General features: G+C 41.4%; 20 protein-coding genes. 4 read left to right on the forward strand and 16 right to left on the reverse strand.

Going from position 1 to position 18,826, the window contains the following annotated elements; genetic code table 11:
• Nucleotides 1-125 precede the first annotated feature (125 nt).
• Genes V6668_RS26390 through V6668_RS26400 form a run of 3 tightly spaced genes read left to right on the forward strand, consistent with a single transcriptional unit; the run spans nt 126 to nt 1,937 of the window.
• The gene (locus V6668_RS26390) at nt 126-452 is read left to right on the forward strand and encodes a transposase (protein ID WP_056699732.1); all 327 of its coding nucleotides are present in this window, start codon (nt 126-128) and stop codon (nt 450-452) included.
• Nucleotides 440-1,276, forward strand: a complete 837-nt coding sequence (locus tag V6668_RS26395) for an IS3 family transposase (protein WP_338707096.1) — start codon at nt 440-442, stop codon at nt 1,274-1,276. The genes V6668_RS26390 and V6668_RS26395 overlap by 13 nt, the downstream gene beginning before the upstream one ends.
• Before the next feature lie 31 nt (nt 1,277-1,307).
• Nucleotides 1,308-1,937 (forward strand): hypothetical protein, encoded by a 630-nt coding sequence (locus V6668_RS26400; protein ID WP_338707097.1) that lies wholly within the window; start codon nt 1,308-1,310, stop codon nt 1,935-1,937.
• A 118-nt stretch (nt 1,938-2,055) separates the two neighbouring features.
• Here V6668_RS26400 and V6668_RS26405 read toward each other — a convergent pair whose 3' ends face one another.
• The 5 genes from V6668_RS26405 to V6668_RS26425 all read right to left on the reverse strand — a co-directional run bounded on the left by V6668_RS26405 (nt 2,056) and on the right by V6668_RS26425 (nt 5,529).
• On the reverse strand, nt 2,056-2,484 hold the full coding sequence (locus tag V6668_RS26405) for a protein-tyrosine phosphatase family protein (RefSeq protein WP_338707098.1): 429 nt from the start codon (nt 2,482-2,484) through the stop codon (nt 2,056-2,058).
• 116 nt (nt 2,485-2,600) lie between these two features.
• On the reverse strand, nt 2,601-3,020 hold the full coding sequence (gene arsC / locus V6668_RS26410; protein WP_094939782.1) for an arsenate reductase (thioredoxin): 420 nt from the start codon (nt 3,018-3,020) through the stop codon (nt 2,601-2,603).
• 25 nt (nt 3,021-3,045) lie between these two features.
• Entirely contained in the window at nt 3,046-4,341 is a 1,296-nt protein-coding gene (locus tag V6668_RS26415; RefSeq protein WP_338707099.1) for an arsenic transporter, read from the reverse strand.
• A gap of 72 nt (nt 4,342-4,413) precedes the next feature.
• A complete protein-coding gene (locus V6668_RS26420) occupies nt 4,414-4,740 on the reverse strand; it encodes a metalloregulator ArsR/SmtB family transcription factor (protein ID WP_338707101.1) in 327 nt (108 codons plus the stop codon).
• A gap of 231 nt (nt 4,741-4,971) precedes the next feature.
• Nucleotides 4,972-5,529 carry a bifunctional transcriptional activator/DNA repair enzyme AdaA gene (locus V6668_RS26425; protein WP_338707102.1) on the reverse strand — a complete coding sequence of 186 codons (558 nt, stop codon included), beginning with the start codon at nt 5,527-5,529 and terminating at the stop codon, nt 4,972-4,974.
• Nucleotides 5,530-5,667: 138 nt separating this feature from the next.
• Between V6668_RS26425 and V6668_RS26430 the strand changes: the two genes are divergently transcribed.
• Nucleotides 5,668-6,657 (forward strand): arsenic resistance protein, encoded by a 990-nt coding sequence (locus tag V6668_RS26430; protein ID WP_338707103.1) that lies wholly within the window; start codon nt 5,668-5,670, stop codon nt 6,655-6,657.
• A 338-nt stretch (nt 6,658-6,995) separates the two neighbouring features.
• Here V6668_RS26430 and V6668_RS26435 read toward each other — a convergent pair whose 3' ends face one another.
• The 11 genes from V6668_RS26435 to glmM form a co-directional block, all read right to left on the reverse strand.
• On the reverse strand, nt 6,996-8,396 hold the full coding sequence (locus V6668_RS26435) for an NAD(P)-binding domain-containing protein (RefSeq protein ID WP_338707104.1): 1,401 nt from the start codon (nt 8,394-8,396) through the stop codon (nt 6,996-6,998).
• Between the two features lie 80 nt (nt 8,397-8,476).
• Entirely contained in the window at nt 8,477-8,893 is a 417-nt protein-coding gene (locus tag V6668_RS26440; protein ID WP_338709007.1) for a MarR family winged helix-turn-helix transcriptional regulator, read from the reverse strand.
• An 89-nt stretch (nt 8,894-8,982) separates the two neighbouring features.
• The gene (locus V6668_RS26445) at nt 8,983-10,050 is read right to left on the reverse strand and encodes an NAD(P)-binding domain-containing protein (RefSeq protein ID WP_338707105.1); all 1,068 of its coding nucleotides are present in this window, start codon (nt 10,048-10,050) and stop codon (nt 8,983-8,985) included.
• An 88-nt stretch (nt 10,051-10,138) separates the two neighbouring features.
• Complete coding sequence (locus V6668_RS26450; protein WP_338707106.1) at nt 10,139-10,594, reverse strand: N-acetyltransferase family protein; 456 nt, start codon at nt 10,592-10,594, stop codon at nt 10,139-10,141.
• A 90-nt stretch (nt 10,595-10,684) separates the two neighbouring features.
• A complete protein-coding gene (locus V6668_RS26455) occupies nt 10,685-11,509 on the reverse strand; it encodes a hypothetical protein (RefSeq protein ID WP_338707107.1) in 825 nt (274 codons plus the stop codon).
• A 165-nt stretch (nt 11,510-11,674) separates the two neighbouring features.
• Complete coding sequence (locus tag V6668_RS26460; RefSeq protein ID WP_338707108.1) at nt 11,675-12,640, reverse strand: CBASS cGAMP-activated phospholipase; 966 nt, start codon at nt 12,638-12,640, stop codon at nt 11,675-11,677.
• A 1-nt stretch (nt 12,641) separates the two neighbouring features.
• Complete coding sequence (locus tag V6668_RS26465; protein WP_338707109.1) at nt 12,642-13,103, reverse strand: hypothetical protein; 462 nt, start codon at nt 13,101-13,103, stop codon at nt 12,642-12,644.
• Entirely contained in the window at nt 13,100-14,116 is a 1,017-nt protein-coding gene (locus V6668_RS26470) for an SMODS domain-containing nucleotidyltransferase (RefSeq protein WP_338707110.1), read from the reverse strand. The genes V6668_RS26465 and V6668_RS26470 overlap by 4 nt, the downstream gene beginning before the upstream one ends.
• A 218-nt stretch (nt 14,117-14,334) precedes the next feature.
• Nucleotides 14,335-14,679 carry a helix-turn-helix transcriptional regulator gene (locus V6668_RS26475; RefSeq protein WP_338707111.1) on the reverse strand — a complete coding sequence of 115 codons (345 nt, stop codon included), beginning with the start codon at nt 14,677-14,679 and terminating at the stop codon, nt 14,335-14,337.
• A 226-nt stretch (nt 14,680-14,905) separates the two neighbouring features.
• A complete protein-coding gene (glmS, locus tag V6668_RS26480; protein WP_036668148.1) occupies nt 14,906-16,738 on the reverse strand; it encodes a glutamine--fructose-6-phosphate transaminase (isomerizing) in 1,833 nt (610 codons plus the stop codon).
• Nucleotides 16,739-17,439: 701 nt separating this feature from the next.
• Nucleotides 17,440-18,780: a phosphoglucosamine mutase gene (gene glmM / locus V6668_RS26485; RefSeq protein WP_017692121.1), complete on the reverse strand. Its 1,341-nt coding sequence runs from the start codon at nt 18,778-18,780 to the stop codon at nt 17,440-17,442.
• Nucleotides 18,781-18,826 lie beyond the last annotated feature (46 nt).

An 18,826-nucleotide genomic window follows, 5' to 3' on the forward strand; every position in this document is an offset into this window, starting at 1 on the left:
AGATTTGCTTCGAAGATGTTACATTGCAAAATAAGCTACTCAATAAGCGTGGAGTGCACCCCTTAGAATAGACATTGGAAAAACCCCTGGGTTTAGCCGATGAAATTCTAGGGGGTGCATTTTTTATGGCGATTAAAGGACAAAAGTATAAAACGTATTCGGAGAAGATAAAAAAAGAGGCTATTCGTCTGCATACGGTTGAGGGCTGGACTTACCGAAAGATCAATGAACATTTGGGAATTCATGACCCGGGACGAATGAAGCGATGGATGCGAAAACACCGGGAACAAGGCGAGTTTGGACTGATGGATCAGCGAGGTCGACGGAAAGAATACTTGGATCAAGAACGCTATGTGCAAAAACTGAAACGGGAGAATGCGTTGCTAAAAAAGTGCTTGGTAATCTGGAAGGAGGAAGCAAACAAGAGAGATTTCAGATCATGGAAAAAGTAGCGGCATACGGTGATATCCAGAAACTCTGCCATGTGTTTGGCGTGTCCCGGAGTGGGTTTTATGCCTATGTAAAACGTAAACGATTCGATCGCGATGCCAAGGCGAAGAAACAGGTGCTTCAAACGTATCATCGCTATGAAGGCAAATACGGCTATCGACAACTCCAGTTATTCCTTTGGCAAGATCAAGGGATTTGGATGAATCACAAAAAGGTACTCCGCCTGATGCAAATGCTCGGTATTCAATCTCGAATCCGTCGTAAACGGCGCTCCAACAGCTCGTATTCACCTGCGCAGCGTGTAGCAGAGAACCGCTTGAAGCGAGATTTCAGTGCAGAAAAACCGAATCAGAAATGGGTAACGGACATTACCCAGTATCGTGTGGGAGAGCGCTGGATATATCTTTCGGCCATAAAGGATCTGTTTAATAACGAAATTGTGGCCTACGAAATAGGCGAACGCAACGACAATGAACTGGTGCTCCGCACATTCAGCAAGGCGTTTGCGAAGCAAAAAGACGTGACCGGACTAGTCGTTCACAGCGACCAGGGATTCCAGTACACGTCTCATGCTTACCACGACATGCTGCCAAAGGTTGGCGCCCAAATCAGCATGTCTCGCCGAGGAAATTGTTATGACAATGCCTCGATGGAGAGTTTCTTCTCGCATCTCAAAACGGAAGGACTCTATCCTTATCATATCCGAACGCTTACCGAAGCACAAAGCAAAATCGAAAAGTATATCCGTTTTTACAACCGAAAACGACCACAACGGAAACTAAAAAAACTGACGCCGGTAGAGTACCGACGCCAGTTTGCAGCCTAGGGTCTTTTTATAATGTCTATTAAATGGGGTCTTGACCAAGCGTGCAAAATGGTTTGAAGGTATTTTTCTACTCTCACTAACAGCTAGTATTATTTTACTCATCGTTTCTGGGGTTTTAATAGCTTTTTGGAACACAGATCTAAGCCCTATGTACGGAATAACTATGGTTGCTTTATTGGTCATTTCTCTTTGTTGTATGTTAGCTACAATTTCGTCTTCTCGTATACATATCAAATCGCAGTACAAGGATTTAGCTTTTATGATTGGTAAGAGTAAATTTAAGCTGGATCGAGAGGTACTCTTCTCTATTCGATGTGATCAAGTTTACTATTATCTGAAGAACAATGATTACGATTATAATGCACTAGATGATCTCATTGCTTATTATTCCATTGAAGGGGAAACAATTAAAAAAAATGGATGGGTTCCTTTTGCTATTTTTACAGCTTTCATCTTTCCTTTCTGGAATGAAACAGTTAGCAAATACCTAAATTGGACAGAAATTGATCAAATTGTTCCTTTAGTTTTGTTTGCTATTCTCCTTCCTATAGGGATTTGGGTGTGGAGACAAAATGTTGAATTGTTCATCTTCTCTAAACCCAACAACTATCTCGAAATTGCTAGAATTTTACGCACAGTAAAATCCTTCCCTAAGTTTTAAAGTCAGTTATACAATTGAACTTTTAGAACTTAACATGAAAATCAACTTACCATTGTACGGATATCAAAAGACGCTGTCATTCACAATGACAACGTCTTTTGATAAGGTATTAACTTATCTACGCTCCAAACATATTCTTGAGCACATTACGCATTTCAGGCTTGATTGAAATTTCCGGACGTCTCTCCATGGCTAGTTTCTCAGCTTCTTCAACTGTAGTAGCTTCACCCAAGTTCATCAAAAGAGCTGTAGCTACTGTACCCGTACGGTTCCGGCCACCAGCACAGTGAAAGAATACTTTTTTACCTTCCTGAACAGCTTCAGTCACGGCTTGAATGGCGGACTTGATGGATTCTTCCTGATCATTCCGATTTTCAACAATTGGATAATGATGTCGGTGTGCTGAATCAGGAAATCCTTCTTGTGCCTTACCATCATCTCGGAGATCAAATACCTCAGTTACACCTTGCTCCTTGATCGCACTTAGAGCGGCATCTGCTCCCCCAATATATACTTTACCTTTAACCAGTTCATGATAATTAGACATCGTTATTTTCCCCTTCTCTAGTTGTTCCTAACAGTAGCTTTGGCCTCCGCTAACGACGAGTTCAAGTCCAGCAGCATATGGAAAAGCCGGGAAAGAACTCTCCCGGCAGGTTTATATTATTTGCCGGTTTCAGCGAACGTTTTAATGCGCTCCCCAATCTGGTCACGAACCCTTTGGAATACAGCCCATTTCTCTTCATCTGTACCTTGCGCTTTGGCAGGATCATCAAATCCCCAGTGTTCCCGCTTGACATGTGGTGGTGTCATTGGACATTTATCCGCGGCGTCTCCACACAATGTGACTACAAAATCAGCATTGTTCAACAACTCTGAATCAATGATATCGGAAGTTTGAGTAGAAATATCCAGGTCAACTTCTTTCATGGCTTCCACTGCTTTTGGATTCAGACCGTGTGCCTCAATTCCCGCACTATAAATGTTCCAGTCCTCACTTAGATATTTCTTAGCCCAGCCTTCGGCCATTTGGCTCCGGCAAGAGTTGCCTGTGCACAGAAAGTACAGTGTTTTTTTACTCATGTTCATCGTCTCCTCGTTGTTTGAATTATAGAATGCTTAACCACAGATACAGACCCACTAGCGTAATAAGCAGAGTTGGAACCGTGATAATGATACCTGTCTTGAAGTAAGTGCCCCATGAGATCTTGACGCCTTTCGTGCTAAGCACATGAAGCCAGAGCAGCGTCGCCAGTGAACCGATCGGGGTGATCTTGGGACCAAGGTCTGATCCAATAATATTGGCGTAAATGAGCGCCTCCCGAACCGTTCCTGTAGCCGTTGTTGCATCAATGGCAAGCGCATCAATTAGCACGGTAGGCATATTGTTCATCAAGGATGAAATGATTGCCGCGATAAAGCCCATACCTATCGTTGCAGCAAACAATCCTTGATCAGCCACAGCCTGAATGACCACGGCTAGGAGATCCGTTAAACCCACGTTACGTAGACCATAGACCACGACATACATGCCGATGGAGAAAAATACGATGGCCCACGGCGCTTCTTTGACAACCAATGTAGTCGGTACAGCAGAACTGCGGGAAGCCATGATCAGGAAGAATATCGCGACAACACCTGCTACAAGAGATACGGGAATACCGACGAATTCACTGGTGAAGTATCCAATGAGAAGAACCCCCAACACCACCCATGACAGCCGAAACATTTTCATATCCTTAATGGCAGTTGCTGGTGGTTTCAGTTCGCTCGCATCAAAGCGTTTTGGAATACTTTTTCGGAAGAAGAGATACAGCACGCCGATACTTGCAACCAGTGAGAACAGATTCGGAACAAACATCCTTCCTGCGTACTCCATGAAGGTAATGCCAAAGAAGTCAGCAGATACGATGTTTACCAGGTTACTTACAACCAGTGGCAAAGAGGTCGTATCCGCAATAAATCCGCTGGCCATAATAAATGGAAACACTTTTTTCTCATCGAAATTCAGTGCGCGTACCATGGCTAGAACAATCGGTGTCAGAATCAGTGCGCCTCCGTCATTGGCAAAGAAGGCAGAAACCACAGCACCCAAGATCGAGACGTAAACAAACATCCGGACACCATTGCCGTGAGCAGCCTTGGCCATATGTAAGGCAGCCCACTCGAAAAATCCGATACGATCCAGAATTAACGAAATCAGAATGATCGCGACAAACGCAAGCGTGGCATTCCAAACGATTTGCGTCACATCCCAGACGTCTTGGAGATTGACTACACCCACAAGTAAAGCAAGAATTGCTCCGCCGCAAGCAGACCAACCAATAGACAGGTTTTTAGGCTGCCAGATGACGAGGACTAACGTAATTAAAAAGATCATGCAGGCTAACAGCGTGGAAAACAAAACCCTCCCCCTCTTTCGGTTCCTCTAAATTTATATTTGTATATAACAATATACTTATATAATGAATAAAAATTAATTACAAACGGATGTAAAGTTCTCTTTATTTAAGGACTTAAGAATCGTTGCCGTGTCCGGCATTAGTTCCAAGACAGATTTAATATAGGGTGTATTCTCTACATTTAAAGAGTAGTATACCCATTGACCACGTTTATTCTCTCTAACCAAGCCTTGATCCTTCAGCTTGCGCAAATGCTGACTAATTCCAGGTTGTGACATGTCTAAAATCTCTACAAATTCACACACGCACCATTCACGTTCTTTGAGGAGTGTAAGTATAGTAAGACGTGTTTTATCGCCCAGCAATTTAATCTTATCGGCTGCTTCTTGAATAGAATCCATATCACTTCCTCCTTCTGTTAATATAAGTGCATGCTTATATTATAATATAAAAAACATGAAGTCAATCTTAAATTACGTCAACTCTTACTGATCTTGGCTCCCTATCGGCAAACTATAAGAAGCTCACTTTCTGTAAGCTCGAAAAAAAAGGAGTAGTTTGCCTTGCTTTTCACACTAACTTTCCCAGTTCTTTTAATGACTACACATCTCCCTCTTAAAATGTTTGTGAGTCTAAAGTTTTGGATTTTGAAGTATTTTTCGATACTCTTTAGGACTAATTCCCATGATTTCTTTGAATTTTGTTGAGAAATGCCCACTATTACTGTAACCCAAGTTGAGCCCAATCTCTGTAATGGATAATGCCTTATCTTCCATTAGAGACTTAGCTTTTGCGATGCGCAGTTGATGAACGTATTGCAGAGGTGTAAATCCGGTCACAATCTTAAATGTTCGTTGAATATAAAAGGGATCTTTGTTGACATGAAGGCTTATAGACTGCAAAGTAACATTTTCATGATAGACCTGAGCAATAAAATGTCTTATTTCATCGACGAGCTCTTCCTTGTATCCCTTCCAAGCATTTTCGTCCGGCTTACATCGTTGACATGGTCGAAACCCTTTAAGCAAGGCTGAACCCACATTGCTAAAGATGACTACATTCTTAGGATTTGGTGTGCGTGAGGTGCAAGAAGGCTTGCATACCGTTTTGGTTGTGCGAAGTGCATAAAAAAACATGCCATCAAAGTGTGGATCATTATCTTGAATAGCTTTCCACTGTTTTTCGTTCATATGAAGCCTCGTTTCGAATTGAAAGTCAATAATATAGATGAAATGAATTCATCGATAGGGTACGCTTGACCCTAAGAGTTTCGTGCACGTTCTCTTTGTTTTTCAATAGATTATAAATTAAAGGAGACGTCGTTCAACATGGTATCTCGTGAAAAATTGGAGCATAACCAAATTTGGATATACGTAGTTGCCCTTGTCATTGCAGCTATTGCAGGTTTAATAATGCCCGAGACAATGTCGCTGTTCGATAATCATGTTCTGATTTCACTCATTATTGCCGGCTTGATGTTCGGGATGTTCACGCAAATTCCGTTCCTTTCGATTAAGGAATCTATGGGAAACCCACGTTTTATTTACGCCCTTTTAGTCGCAAATTATATCGCCGTACCTCTGGTTGTATGGCTACTCTCACAATTCTTACCTCAAGAACAGTCACCTATATTACTTGGCGTGTATCTAGTGCTTCTTACGCCTTGTATTGATTATGTGATTGTATTTACCTTCCTGGGCAAAGGGAATGAACGAGCCATGCTTTTATCTACGCCTATTCTTTTTGTGACACAAATGATTTTTTTACCAGCCTACCTATGGCTCTTTATGGGAGAACAAACAGCTGAGTTGGTTAAGCCAGGCCCTTTTATTGAAGCTTTTGTGATCATAATTCTGTTACCGTTGTTTTTGGCCATACTTACTCAAATATTCACTAAAAAAGGGTTTAATTCTGTATTAGAGGCTTCTGCTTGGCTTCCTGTACCACTCATGGCACTCACATTATTTGTCATCGTAGCATCACAAATGAGCAAGCTGTCATCTTATGCAGATACAATCGTGAAAGTCATTCCTGTATATATTGCATTTATGATCATTATGCCACTCATTACTCGCTTGATTGTAAAATGTTTCTCGTTGGACATACGCTCAGGACGAGCTGTTGTGTTTAGTGCAGGAACCCGAAATTCTTTAGTCGTTCTTCCTCTTGCTCTCTCCTTACCTGATCAATGGAGTTCGCTCGTTGCGGCTATTATCGTCACGCAAACTATTGTCGAACTAATCGGAGAGCTGATCTATATCCGTCTAGTTCCCAGATTTATTTTACCTGATAAATCCATGGAACAAAACACCGGCTGAATGATAATTATATTCAGGAGTGTAGTAGCTAAACAATAAAGAATCAGGGTCTTGTCTCTACTAAGAACAAGACCCTGATTCTTTATTTTTACTTTTCTTAGGTGTAGTTACAGTGGCAAATGAAGCAAGTTGCTTGCCACTGTTTAAGGTTATGTTGATATAAAGATTAGCAAACTGTGTCTATTTTAGAAAAAGGAATATCCAAAATTAACTTTTAAATTGGTGTGTTAACCTGCGCGTTAGCTTTAGAAAAATGACAGCCGACTAATTAATCAGCTGTCATTTTGAATTACCATTAAGTCTTCTAATGTAGACTTACGACAAATTTATGCTTTATTTTAATTAGAACAAGAAGAACTACAACCACTTGTTTTCTCGACTATTTGCACTTGAGGACGATGCACACTGCATACACCAGTCTCTGGTAGATCCAGCTCTACTTTTAAAGCTGCCTCTAGGTCACCCGCCAGAAAAGCAACCACCGAACGAACCTGTTCATATCCAGTAGCCATCAGGAAAGTAGGTGCACGTCCATAACTCTTCATACCTACAATATACAACCCTTGTTCCATATGACGAAGTTCTTTCTCACCATGTGGACGAACGGTGCCGCAGCTATGAACATTCGGATCAATTAATGGTGCCAGGGTTTCGACACTTTCGGTAATCTGGTCAATGCTAAGCCTCAACTCTCTTAAGAAGGTAAAGTCGGGTCTGCTACCTGTATTCACAATGATCTCATCCACTTGAGCTACTTCCTGAATTACACCACGTTGCTCTCCAATGATAGTGACTTGATCGCCTTTCTGCTGAAGTTCCTGAATATGAAATGGCGTTATCACGTTGACCTTTCCAGTATCAACGAGTTGATGAATTCGACTTCCTAGTTCACCTCTGGCTTCCAGTTGATCATTCGCTTCTCCACCATAAGCTTCCTCTACTTGATCTCTTCTCATCAACCAGGTCAGTTTTGTACTTGAATCCATTTCTTGCAGACTGGATAGATCAAGTAACGTATTCAAGGCCGAATGTCCACCTCCTACAACGGCAACATGTTTATTGGTGTAACGCTCCCGCGCTTCCCCTAGTACATTCGGAATGCCATAGAATATACGGTCATGAAAAGCTTTCTCTTCAGGAGTGAGTACACCACTAGAAAGCACAGGGTTAGCGTGTTCCCACGTTCCTGAAGCATCGATCACAGCTCTAGCTTCATACCGCCTATTCTTCCCCTCCTCTTCAACATAGATCATAAAGGGTTGTTTCTCGCGGCCTACGGTTTTCATTTTATCTGTATTTTTGCGACTAATCCCCACAACACGTGTATTTAAATGAAGATCATTTTGAATTTTCGGAAGTTTTGCGAGCGGAAGTAAATACAGATCACGTAGCTCATGCCCCGTCGGTAATTCGTCTGGAGATGGGGCAGTCCACCCATTCTTAGTCAACAACCTCTCTGCTGCTTTATCTACGTTATACTGCCATGGAGAAAATAGACGAACATGGCCCCACTTTGAGATATTCTCACCTACTTTACAACCCGCCTCAAAAATGATAAATGATTGGCCAGCTTCAATCAGATGTGCTGCTGCTGCCAGACCAATAGGCCCAGCACCAATGATGGCTACAGGTAAATGAGATAGCTCTCCTTGGTGTATAGGATCTTGAAGAGAGATCTGCTTTTCCATGAGCGTAGGTTCACAACAGGACTCGACTTGTTTAAATTCAATGTTTTTCATTTCAAATGACCTCCAGTCGTTAGTTGAATATATTTGCAAATTACAAGTATTAGACAAATGTAACGGGGTAATACCGCTCATTACCCCACTGGCGTACAGCACATTTTCGATTTTAACATACTCTCATTAAGCAGATTAATAGATTGCATAACGATTGCTTTTTCTGTATCGGTCATGAAAGAAAAAACCTCTTCCAGATGTGTATTCATCCGATGATCTATAGCTGTCGCTACAAACTTCCCCTCTACCGTCAATCTCAGAATGTATACTCTACGATCTTCAGGATGGGGTGTTTTTAAGACCAGGTTTTTCTTAATCAACGTCTGTATTTGACGACTAAAGGTTGTAATATCCATGGCTAGCGTTTCGGCAATTTGTTGCATGGATGGCTCATGTTGATGGTCAATTTCATATAGGATATGACTTTGGATTAAAGATATTTCCTGCTCTCCAACCGTGCAACAATTTTTATCCAGCAAGCCGAAGCGACGTACCATGATCTGTAATAACTCTCTTGGGTTTTGGTTATCCGGCAAGATGATCACCTCTTGGTGTCTATTATAATCATATTATTTGTATATTGCAACTAATGTAAATTATTCTGCTTTTCTAAATTGTTTTGGATATGCTTAACGACATACTCAGCATCTGGCCCCACGCCCCGAAGAGTTGCTGATGCAAAGGAGCGCTGTCCAGACAAGCCTACAAAATAAAGGCCGGGGATTATCTTGCTAATCCCGTTCTTCTGCTCGGGTTCGCCTTGGCCATCCAGTCCACCTAATGCATCAATATAAGAAACGTTAGAGCGATACCCTGTCGCGAAAATGACGGTTTGAACCTCTTCTTGTGTTCCATCAGACCAGATCACACCTCTGTCATAAAATGCGGTGAACATTTTCTTTTGTTTCGGGTTCCCCGCTTTAAGCTTCTGTTTATATCCATCCAAATCCAGAACGGATGATCCGTTTGCAAATGACTTCCCAAATTTCCAAAACGAATCGATCCCCGTTAGCTTAAACCAGAAGTGAATATCCTGTCCCAAGAGACGCTGCGGGATTAACGCTACTGGTTCTCTCACAGCAAGTGTTGTTTCAGCTACTTCGGATAGTTCCATCGCAATCTGAACCGCGGAATTTCCTCTCCCTACAACAATGACCGATTGATTATGAAAAGGGGTCGGTGTGCTATAGGTCGCGGAGTGAATAATGGAACCTTTAAATTCATCTTGTTTATCAATTAAAGGCGTAAAGGGTCTGCTGTAAGAGCCAGTTGCTGAGATCAGATTTCGAGCAAAATAGGTCTTTCCGGTGGAAGTCTCCACTCTGAAATAATCAGATTCTTTAGACACTTTCTCAACACGACTACGATAAACTAAAGGCAACTCAAAGTGAACGGCGTACTTCTTCAAGTAATGAATGACTTCATCTCGATTAGGGTAGTGTTTACCCTGAGATGTAATGGGTAACCCTGGCAGAGATGAATACGCTGCTGGGGAAAACAATTTGAGACTTTCATAATACTGGGGCCAGGCCCCGGCTGCATCTTCACCTGCCTCCAAAATCAGGAAGGACAGCCCTCTCTTTTTCAGATGATAACCAGAAGCCAACCCCGCTTGGCCTCCACCAATGACAATAACATTCCAGATCTGTTCCATATCCTATCTCCTGAGAATTATTTGTATTTTGCAAGTATTTGATCAAAAAAATGAGTATCTTTCGAATCATTAAGGATCTAGACAAATTCTAATGGATTGTCGAGTCCATAATTTTTTCTACAATTACACAGTTCATCCATTGACCATCTAATTGGCCATGTTTTTCATACATACCTACCTCCCGAAAAAAACACCGTTTACAGAGAGTTCTACTTGCTACATTAAAGTCAAAAATTCGGGAGACCAGCTTCCAATACCCTATATTCTTGCATTCAAGTATCAACTCTTCAAGCAATCTACGGCCCGCGCCCTGCCCACGTGACTGACGATCAATATACACGGAGAACTCACCAAATCCACGTACTAGATCATTCAATTCTGCGACCAGAATCGGATATCGTTCCCCTTGATTCAGTATCCATTGCTCTCGATCCTGAATTTTGCGAGGTTCTGTCTCAAACGTTGCATTGCGTTCTTCTATAGCCTGGTTGTATATAGAAGCTAATGTATAAGCGTCCTTTACCGTTGCTGGTCGTATCAGCATATGCTTCTCCTCCCGCTATTCAAACATCGGTATATAATCATTCATTATACCTATTTAATTGCAAAATACAACTAATATTTCAGAACACACCTATATCTTAGATTCTCGACTTAGTTTTGAATATAAAAATTGTTTCTGATGCATATGAGCGACTAACCTCCGCTCCCTGGTAAGTTCCATTAAGCTATATGCGGTTCTTACATCTGATATTTTCTGAAGCTGTTGAATCTCAGGTAGAGAAAAAAATCCTCTTGCCGCGTACTCTTTTACTTTCGACATATCCACACGACCGCGACTTATAAGTGGTTCATTTCCCAGATATTTTTGCACGTGTAAAGAGCTTATCTCCGGATCGGTCTGAATCAAAGAGATACTTCCGACTGGCAAGATCTCTTTACGTTTTTCTTGTTCCAATAGTCCCTGAAGAGCTCGTTTACGAATAATCACCCACGAGTCGAATAAACGGTTATACAGCCATTTATTTGATTTCCATTCGATTATCTGCAAGTGAATCGATTGGTTCGCTAGTTTTGATTGGTAACCATCGAAATCGTAAGTAGACTCATTCTTGGTTCTTTTTGGGGTGAATCGTATATAAGGCTCTTTTGGTTTACATAGGCCTGAAATAAGCGACTGCTCATGCGATAGTAGTTCCCTCCATTTTATGTTCATGACTTGCCCTATTACACCATGATTATCGAAGCACTCCATTAATTCCTTATTGTGCTTTTCATATACATTCATCGAACTAAATGAACCGACAATCCCTAATTCAGTCCACTCCATTCGCTTTAAGCCTCGTTTGATTTGATCTTCTCCTATAGATACTCGAAGTAGATCCATACATTTTTTTAGCTTCACCATCTTACTGTACTGTAGGTTCTCCACAAATTCCTCCAAAACTTTGAAAGGCACTCCCATTTCCCCTTTTCGTCAAGTTAGGATCATGTATTAACTAATTTCATTTTTTTAAACACATTGAAAAGAGCAATCTCAATGTGATCGCTCTAAATGGGAGTGTATCAAATTACTAATTATCTATTTTCATAATTAATTGAATTGAATGCTACGTCCAAAATACTACCCAACTGATTTAGTGGCACTTTGTAAAAACAATGAGCTTACTTTCATATAAGAACTTATAAACTGAGTATCTGCCTCGTGTTGTAATTCATTTAGCTTAGATAACTTAGTTTCAGATAATCTCATCGGTTGTTTCAATTGAAAATCAACACGATGTATATTCTCATTTAATAAATGGCCGGCAGTGTATGCTGCACTAGTCGTTTGCAGTTGCATGGTAAGATCTACAATTCGATCTCGATACCTAATGAGCGAACTCTTCTCAGCTATCTTGTTATTCACGTTATAGACATGAGATCCTGTCCCCAATGATAGCATCCTTATCGTACTCACATCATAACCAAGAACAAAAGCTTCTGCTATACCCACTAAAGCCGGATTATTAGCCCAGAGTCCTCCATCAATTTTACAATCATTGCCGTCGATCGAAACTGCGGGAAAATATGTTGGAGCAGCTGAAGTTGCTAAAGCAACATCTGACATCAGATATTGAGCGTCATTAAACAAGTGCTGACAGTGTGGAGTTTTGAATACTTTGGGCGAAGCCCTACTATGCTCAACGGAAGGAATACATAGCATGGTTTGAGCATCAATCATCTTGTTATCTTTAAATACCTCTGCCAGTTTTTCACGTAGCCCAGTATTCTTATATTGGTTAGTCAATATACCTCTCAAACTAAACATTCTTTTCTTGAAGATGTTTTGCGCATTAGATACATAAAATGTGACTAGCTCATCTGCGGGTATCCCAATAGAGAGCCCTAATGCCAATATTCCCCCGGTCGATGTTCCTACGATCATATCAAAGTATTGATTGACGGGCATGCCTGTCTCTTTCTCAAATTTCGCTAGATATCTTGCAGGGAATATTCCTCTAATGCCACCCCCATCAAGAGATAATATGCGTAAGTTTTTCCCGTCACGCGGTATCCATCCATTACTCTTAATTTGCTCCCAGTTCACATCACAGCCCCCTACCGATTTTTCTTAAAAGCTTTTCTCCTTTGGATGAATGAATGCTATGGGGAGCCTCAGGTCCCCACCAAACTCCTGTCTCTAACCAGATTTCATAGTAATATAGCCACTCACAGGTCCAAGGAATGATCGTCTTTGCAATTAGTTTATCCTTTTTATAACTCTTATCTGGTGGATAATACAGACACAAAGAATTATCATCGTATGTATGCGGGCTATTTTTTATAATTTGCGGATGTGTAATAAACACTTGAGGGTATTCAGATTTATAAACAATTTTGACTGAATAGGTTTGCTGCATATGCGTGGATATTAATCTGCCACTCCACTGTTTGGCGTCATCTTGATATTCGAACTGAGGAAAGAACTTTTTTATCCAGAAGTTTTGCAAAGCTAAGTTTAATGAGTGTACGCGTCTAGGTGGAATTCTCTTTTTTCGTTTCTTTATCATTTTAAGTTCACCCCAAAGAAACGGTGCTTCGGTGAGTTAATCCCCTCTTTTGTGTTTAATAGACCACTTGTATTTACTAGAACAGCTCCCGTATTAATTCTAGTTGCCATTGCAGATGCTTCATTGAGCTCTGTCGGGAATTTATCAAAGATAGCTTGCCACTTTTTAATACTCTCTGCTTTGTTACTCTCATCATAAGCATCCTGAACGTCATCTTTTAAAGTAGAAAGCTTTTTCTTGAATTTATCAAGTTTTTCTTTATCCCAATCCCTTGCCAAATTTTCTTCAGTTAACGAAGGATTTTCAATAAAAACAGTATCATCAAGTTGAATATACGAATCAATATCAACAAGTATTTGCTTTATGGTCTCTAACAAGCTTTCGGCTACAGAATTCTTCCCAACCATACTATTTCCGATCAAAGTCGTTAATAATATCGATTTCGGAGCTGTTTGTTTACCTACCTTATGATCTCTCCAATACCTGAGTAATTTTGTAATTTTCCTAAATTGTTCATTATGATCATAGTGAACATCTCTACACCATTCTTGAAATCCTTCGGGATTAGTCTTCTTCCACTCGCCCTCTTTTTTACTAGGTATTAAAATATGGTCGTTATCTGATGTCTTAGCTAAGACGATGTCCATATGAAAATCACCAGCATAATTTATACGAACACAACGATCTCTTGCCTTGATTTTATCTTTGTAACTCTCATTTGTTTTCATACGTTTAACAAGCCAATCTAATGCGTCTTTAGGAGTTATATCATCGGCTAAATCAAGTTTTAGGACAACATCAACATCAAATTCTTCTCCCTGCTTCTGAGGTCTAATTGAAGTTTTAGTAGCATAAGAACCTTGGAGAAAAAAATCAAGATACTTCTCCTTAATCTCATCATCATTCTCTAGAATATTATTCCAAGTTTCATATGCACTATCGATTCTGTCTACCCTAGCAGGATTTAATGAGATATCCCCAAGTAGTTGCTTGAAATGATCAGATAGTTTCATGATTTTCCTCCTATAATTCGTTTTACACACTAATTATAGTGTCGATAATACATTATAACACAATATATTGTGTATGTACTGTTGATAAGAAGAATTTCACCTTTTCAATAAGTCTCTTATTGATGCCTGACAATAAACAAGGATAGTGTCTGATTATTTCTCTCAGCACTACCCTCTTACTATATAATTTAGTTGAAATGTAACGCCTTAATAAATCTTCACTTTAAATGATATCGATGTATTTTCAGCCTAATAAAGTCTCCAATTTCATCTTGGTCACTTGGTTTTAAATTCCTATATTCTGAAATAAGTCTGACTTCACTATCTCTAAGGCCTTTACTGATAGATACATCACTGACTTGGTCAAGTCCATAAACTAACCAATAGAGATCTGTTTTAAATTGATCGTGAAGTGCTATAACAATGTCTAACGAAGGTTTATATTTATCTAGTTCCAACTCACTCAGTGTCCCCTGAGAAACCCCAATAATTACTGCGAACTCCGTTTGATTATACTTATGTAGCTTCCGGATGCTTCTAATTCGTTCTCCAATGGTGGACAAATTAACAACCCCCTACAAATTAAAGAACAGTCCTGATGACATTTAATCATCAGGACTGTTTAATATTACTCTACAAGTTATTGATTTTATTAATCTTGATCGTCATTTCACTTACCAACTATAATGTCCATTTACCAACTATAATGGCAATTGTCAAACTATAATGTCAATTTACCAACTATAATGTAACTGAACAATACTGTATTAGTTTACTGAATTCCTTACCTTACTCAACCGTTACACTTTTCGCCAGGTTACGTGGTTTATCTACATCATGACCCAGTGCCAGGGAAGCATAGTATGCCAGCAATTGCAGCGCAACTACAGACAAAGCAGGGCTAAGTAGTGGCAGCGTCTTAGGAATCGCAAACGCTTGGTCTACGGATTTCAGCAATGGTGCTACGTGCTCTTCATACGTAATTGCCAATACATCTGCGCCACGTGCTTTTACTTCCTTAATGTTGCTCACTGTTTTCTCAAGTACGTTCTCCTGCGTTGCCAGGGCAATAACAGGAATACCGTCTTCGATCAATGCAAGCGTACCATGTTTCAACTCACCCGCAGCATACGCCTCGGAGTGAATATAAGAGATCTCTTTCAGCTTCAAAGATCCTTCTTGAGCTACTGCATAGTCAAGACCACGGCCAATGAAGAAGAGATGTTCATGTTTGGAGATTTGCTCTGCATATCCTTTAATTGCTTCCGCTTGCTCCAACATGGATTCCACTTGCTCAGGCAATGCTTGCATTGCTGCCAGCGTGTGTTCAATCTCTTCTGCAGATTGAGTACCACGAACTTGTGCAAGGTACAGACCAAGCAAGTTAAACGCGATCAATTGCGAAGTATACGCTTTGGTAGAAGCTACTGCAATTTCAGGACCTGCCAATGTTGCGATAACATCATCTGCATCACGTGCAATGGAGCTACCCACTACGTTTGTGATTGCCAGTACATGTGCCCCATTGGATTGTGCTTCACGCAATGCAGCAAGCGTATCGGCAGTTTCACCGGATTGGCTCACTACGATTACAAGTGTATCTTTGTGCACGATTGGGGAACGGTAACGGTACTCGGAAGCCACATCTGTTTCAACCGGAATACGTACCAATTGCTCAATAACTGTACGTCCAACCAGACCTGCATGGTACGCTGTACCACATGCAATAATTTGAACGTTACGGATATTTTTGATTTGTTCTTCAGTCATTTTCAACTCAGGAAGTTGAACTTTTTTGCCTTCATTATCGATGCGACCCAGCATAGTATCACGATATGCTTTTGGTTGCTCATGAATTTCTTTCAGCATGAAGTGCTCGAATCCGCCTTTTTCTGCGGTTACAGCATCCCAATCGACACGAATCATTTCCCGAGAAATAAAGTTACCTTCAATCGTCATCAATTCGACAGCATCATGTGTCAATACAGCCATCTCACCATCATTCAGAATGTACACGTTACGTGTATGTTCCAGAATTGCCGGGATGTCGGAACCAATGAAGTTCTCGCCTTCACCAATACCAATAATCAATGGGCTTGCTTGACGCACAGCTACGAGTTTCTCAGGCTCATGCTCTGTCAATACACCCAGTGCAAATGCGCCACGCAACAACGTGATCACTTTTTGTACTGTTTTGACGATATCACCATTGTATTCACGTGCGATCAGGTGAGAGATAACCTCAGTATCTGTCTCGGAAGTGAACGTGTGACCTTGAGCCATCAATTCATCCTTCAGATCCAGATAGTTCTCAATAATACCGTTATGCACAACAGAGAACTTCTGGCTTCCATCCGTGTGTGGATGAGAGTTCTCATCCGATGGTTTACCATGAGTTGCCCAACGTGTGTGTCCGATTCCGGCATTACCTACCAGTGGTGCACCATCCAGCTTGGCTTCAAGGTTCGCAAGACGACCAAGAGCTTTCGTGATTTGCAGACCTTCCGGTGTGAATACCGCGATACCTGCAGAATCATAACCACGATACTCGAGTTTCTTCAATCCTTCGACCAATACCGACTGAGTGTTCTTATTACCAATATATCCAACAATACCGCACATAATTTATTTCCTCCGTTTGTATATGAATACTGTGTCACGAAGAGAAACAGGCAGAGGCGGCACATCGGAAAAATGAGTGATTGCCTAGCGTTTCATGAATACTTGGTACTTATTCAATTATCAATGATCAGAGCGACCTCGTGTCGCCCCGCTGTCATCATAAGCTGTTATGAATGCAATCATGAATGTACATCATTTTCCCGTCCGCGTACTGTTTACGCTCTTCACGCACATTCATTTGAATTTTAGTTTAACTCTTGCACCTGCACCGGCGCGTTGTGTGGACAGTCACCTATCCATTTTCCGCAATCCGGTTTACGGCTCTGGTGCTTCACCGGGAGGTCCCCGCCGAACAATCCGAACACCTCCACCTCGTCAGCTTGATTGCCGTTGATCTTAATCAGCCGTTCTTCAACCTAGAAGAAATCCTGATCAACATCATCCCGCGCAACTCCAAGCTCTGGCGCTTGTGTAACTGTAACCTTACGTTCCTCACTTTCTGTGTCTGAATGACGACTCCACTCATTATATGCACGTCAGGTCCATTTTGCAATGGAGCAAAGTACCTGTGACAATTTTAGCATATTTACCTACAATCCCGACCGGATAAACGGACCTATGGTCTCATCAGGCCGGGACGCAGGAATATCCATGCATAAGTCCTAAATCATGTTATATTAAGCCTCTTACATCTTCCAGTCCTATACCAGTTCTTTTTGCACTACATCTGCGATTTGAGACACAAATTGTTCAAGTTCGTCTTTATCTGGTCCTTCCGCCATAACACGGATCAGAGATTCAGTACCTGAAGCACGAACGAGTACACGTCCATTATCCCCGAGTTGTTGTTCTACTGTAGCAATAGCTTGCTCGATTGCAGCATTACCCTCGTATTTGCTCTTATCTTCAACACGCACATTCACCAATACTTGTGGGTACTGGGTCATTAGCGCTTTTAGTTCACTCAGTTTTTTACCGGAAGCCTTGAGCGTATCCACGAGTTGAATCGCAGTCAGCATACCGTCTCCAGTTGTATTGTAATCCAGGAAAATAACATGGCCAGATTGTTCTCCACCCAAGTTGTAACCGCCGCGACGCATTTCCTCCATCACATAACGATCACCTACTGCCGTTTTAGCTGTTTTCAGTGCAAGTTTCTCTGTTGCTTTGTAGAATCCGATGTTACTCATAACGGTCGATACAACAGTACTGTCCTTCAACTTGCCTGCACGATTCATCGCATCACCACAGATACACAGAATGAAGTCTCCATCCACCTCAGCGCCTGTCTCATCAATAGCAATCAGACGATCCGCATCCCCGTCAAAAGCAAGACCCAGATCTGCTTTATGTTTGAGCACTTCTTGTTTCAGGTTCTCTGGATGAGTTGATCCACATTGCTCATTAATATTCAGGCCGTTAGGCTCAGCGCCAATGGCAATGACTTCTGCACCTAGTTCACTGAACAATTTTGGTGCCAGTTCATAAGCTGCTCCGTTTGCACAGTCCAAAACAATTTTAAGTCCAGAGAACGATTCATTTACAGTCGTTTTCAGGAAATCAAGGTAACGATAACGGGATTCTTCATCTGTCGTTACAGTACCCAGCCCGCCACCAACTGGCCGTGGCAATTGATCTGTCTCCGCATCCATCAGTTCTTCAATCCGGTTCTCTGTTTCATCAGACAGCTTGAAGCCATCTCCACCAAAGAACTTGATTCCGTTATCCTCAACCGGATTGTGGGAAGCCGAGATCATCACGCCCGCGTCAGCTTTCAACAAACGTGCAATATACGCCACTCCCGGAGTGGATACAACGCCCAGACGGATCACATCAGCGCCAATGGACAACAGGCCTGCAACCAGTGCGGATTCCAACATCAATCCCGAGATACGAGTATCCATGCCGATAACCACTTTTGGTCTTTCCACACCACCTGCAAGCACGTAACCACCACAACGTCCAATGCTGTAAGCCAGCTCTGCCGTTAACTCTTTATTGGCAACCCCTCTTACACCGTCTGTACCAAAATATTTCCCCATGATTTAACTCCTTCTATTCGCATCATATACGAGCACTATTATTATT

It is taken from the genome of Paenibacillus amylolyticus, from assembly GCF_036894225.1.
Classification (GTDB): Bacteria; Bacillota; Bacilli; order Paenibacillales; family Paenibacillaceae; genus Paenibacillus; species Paenibacillus amylolyticus.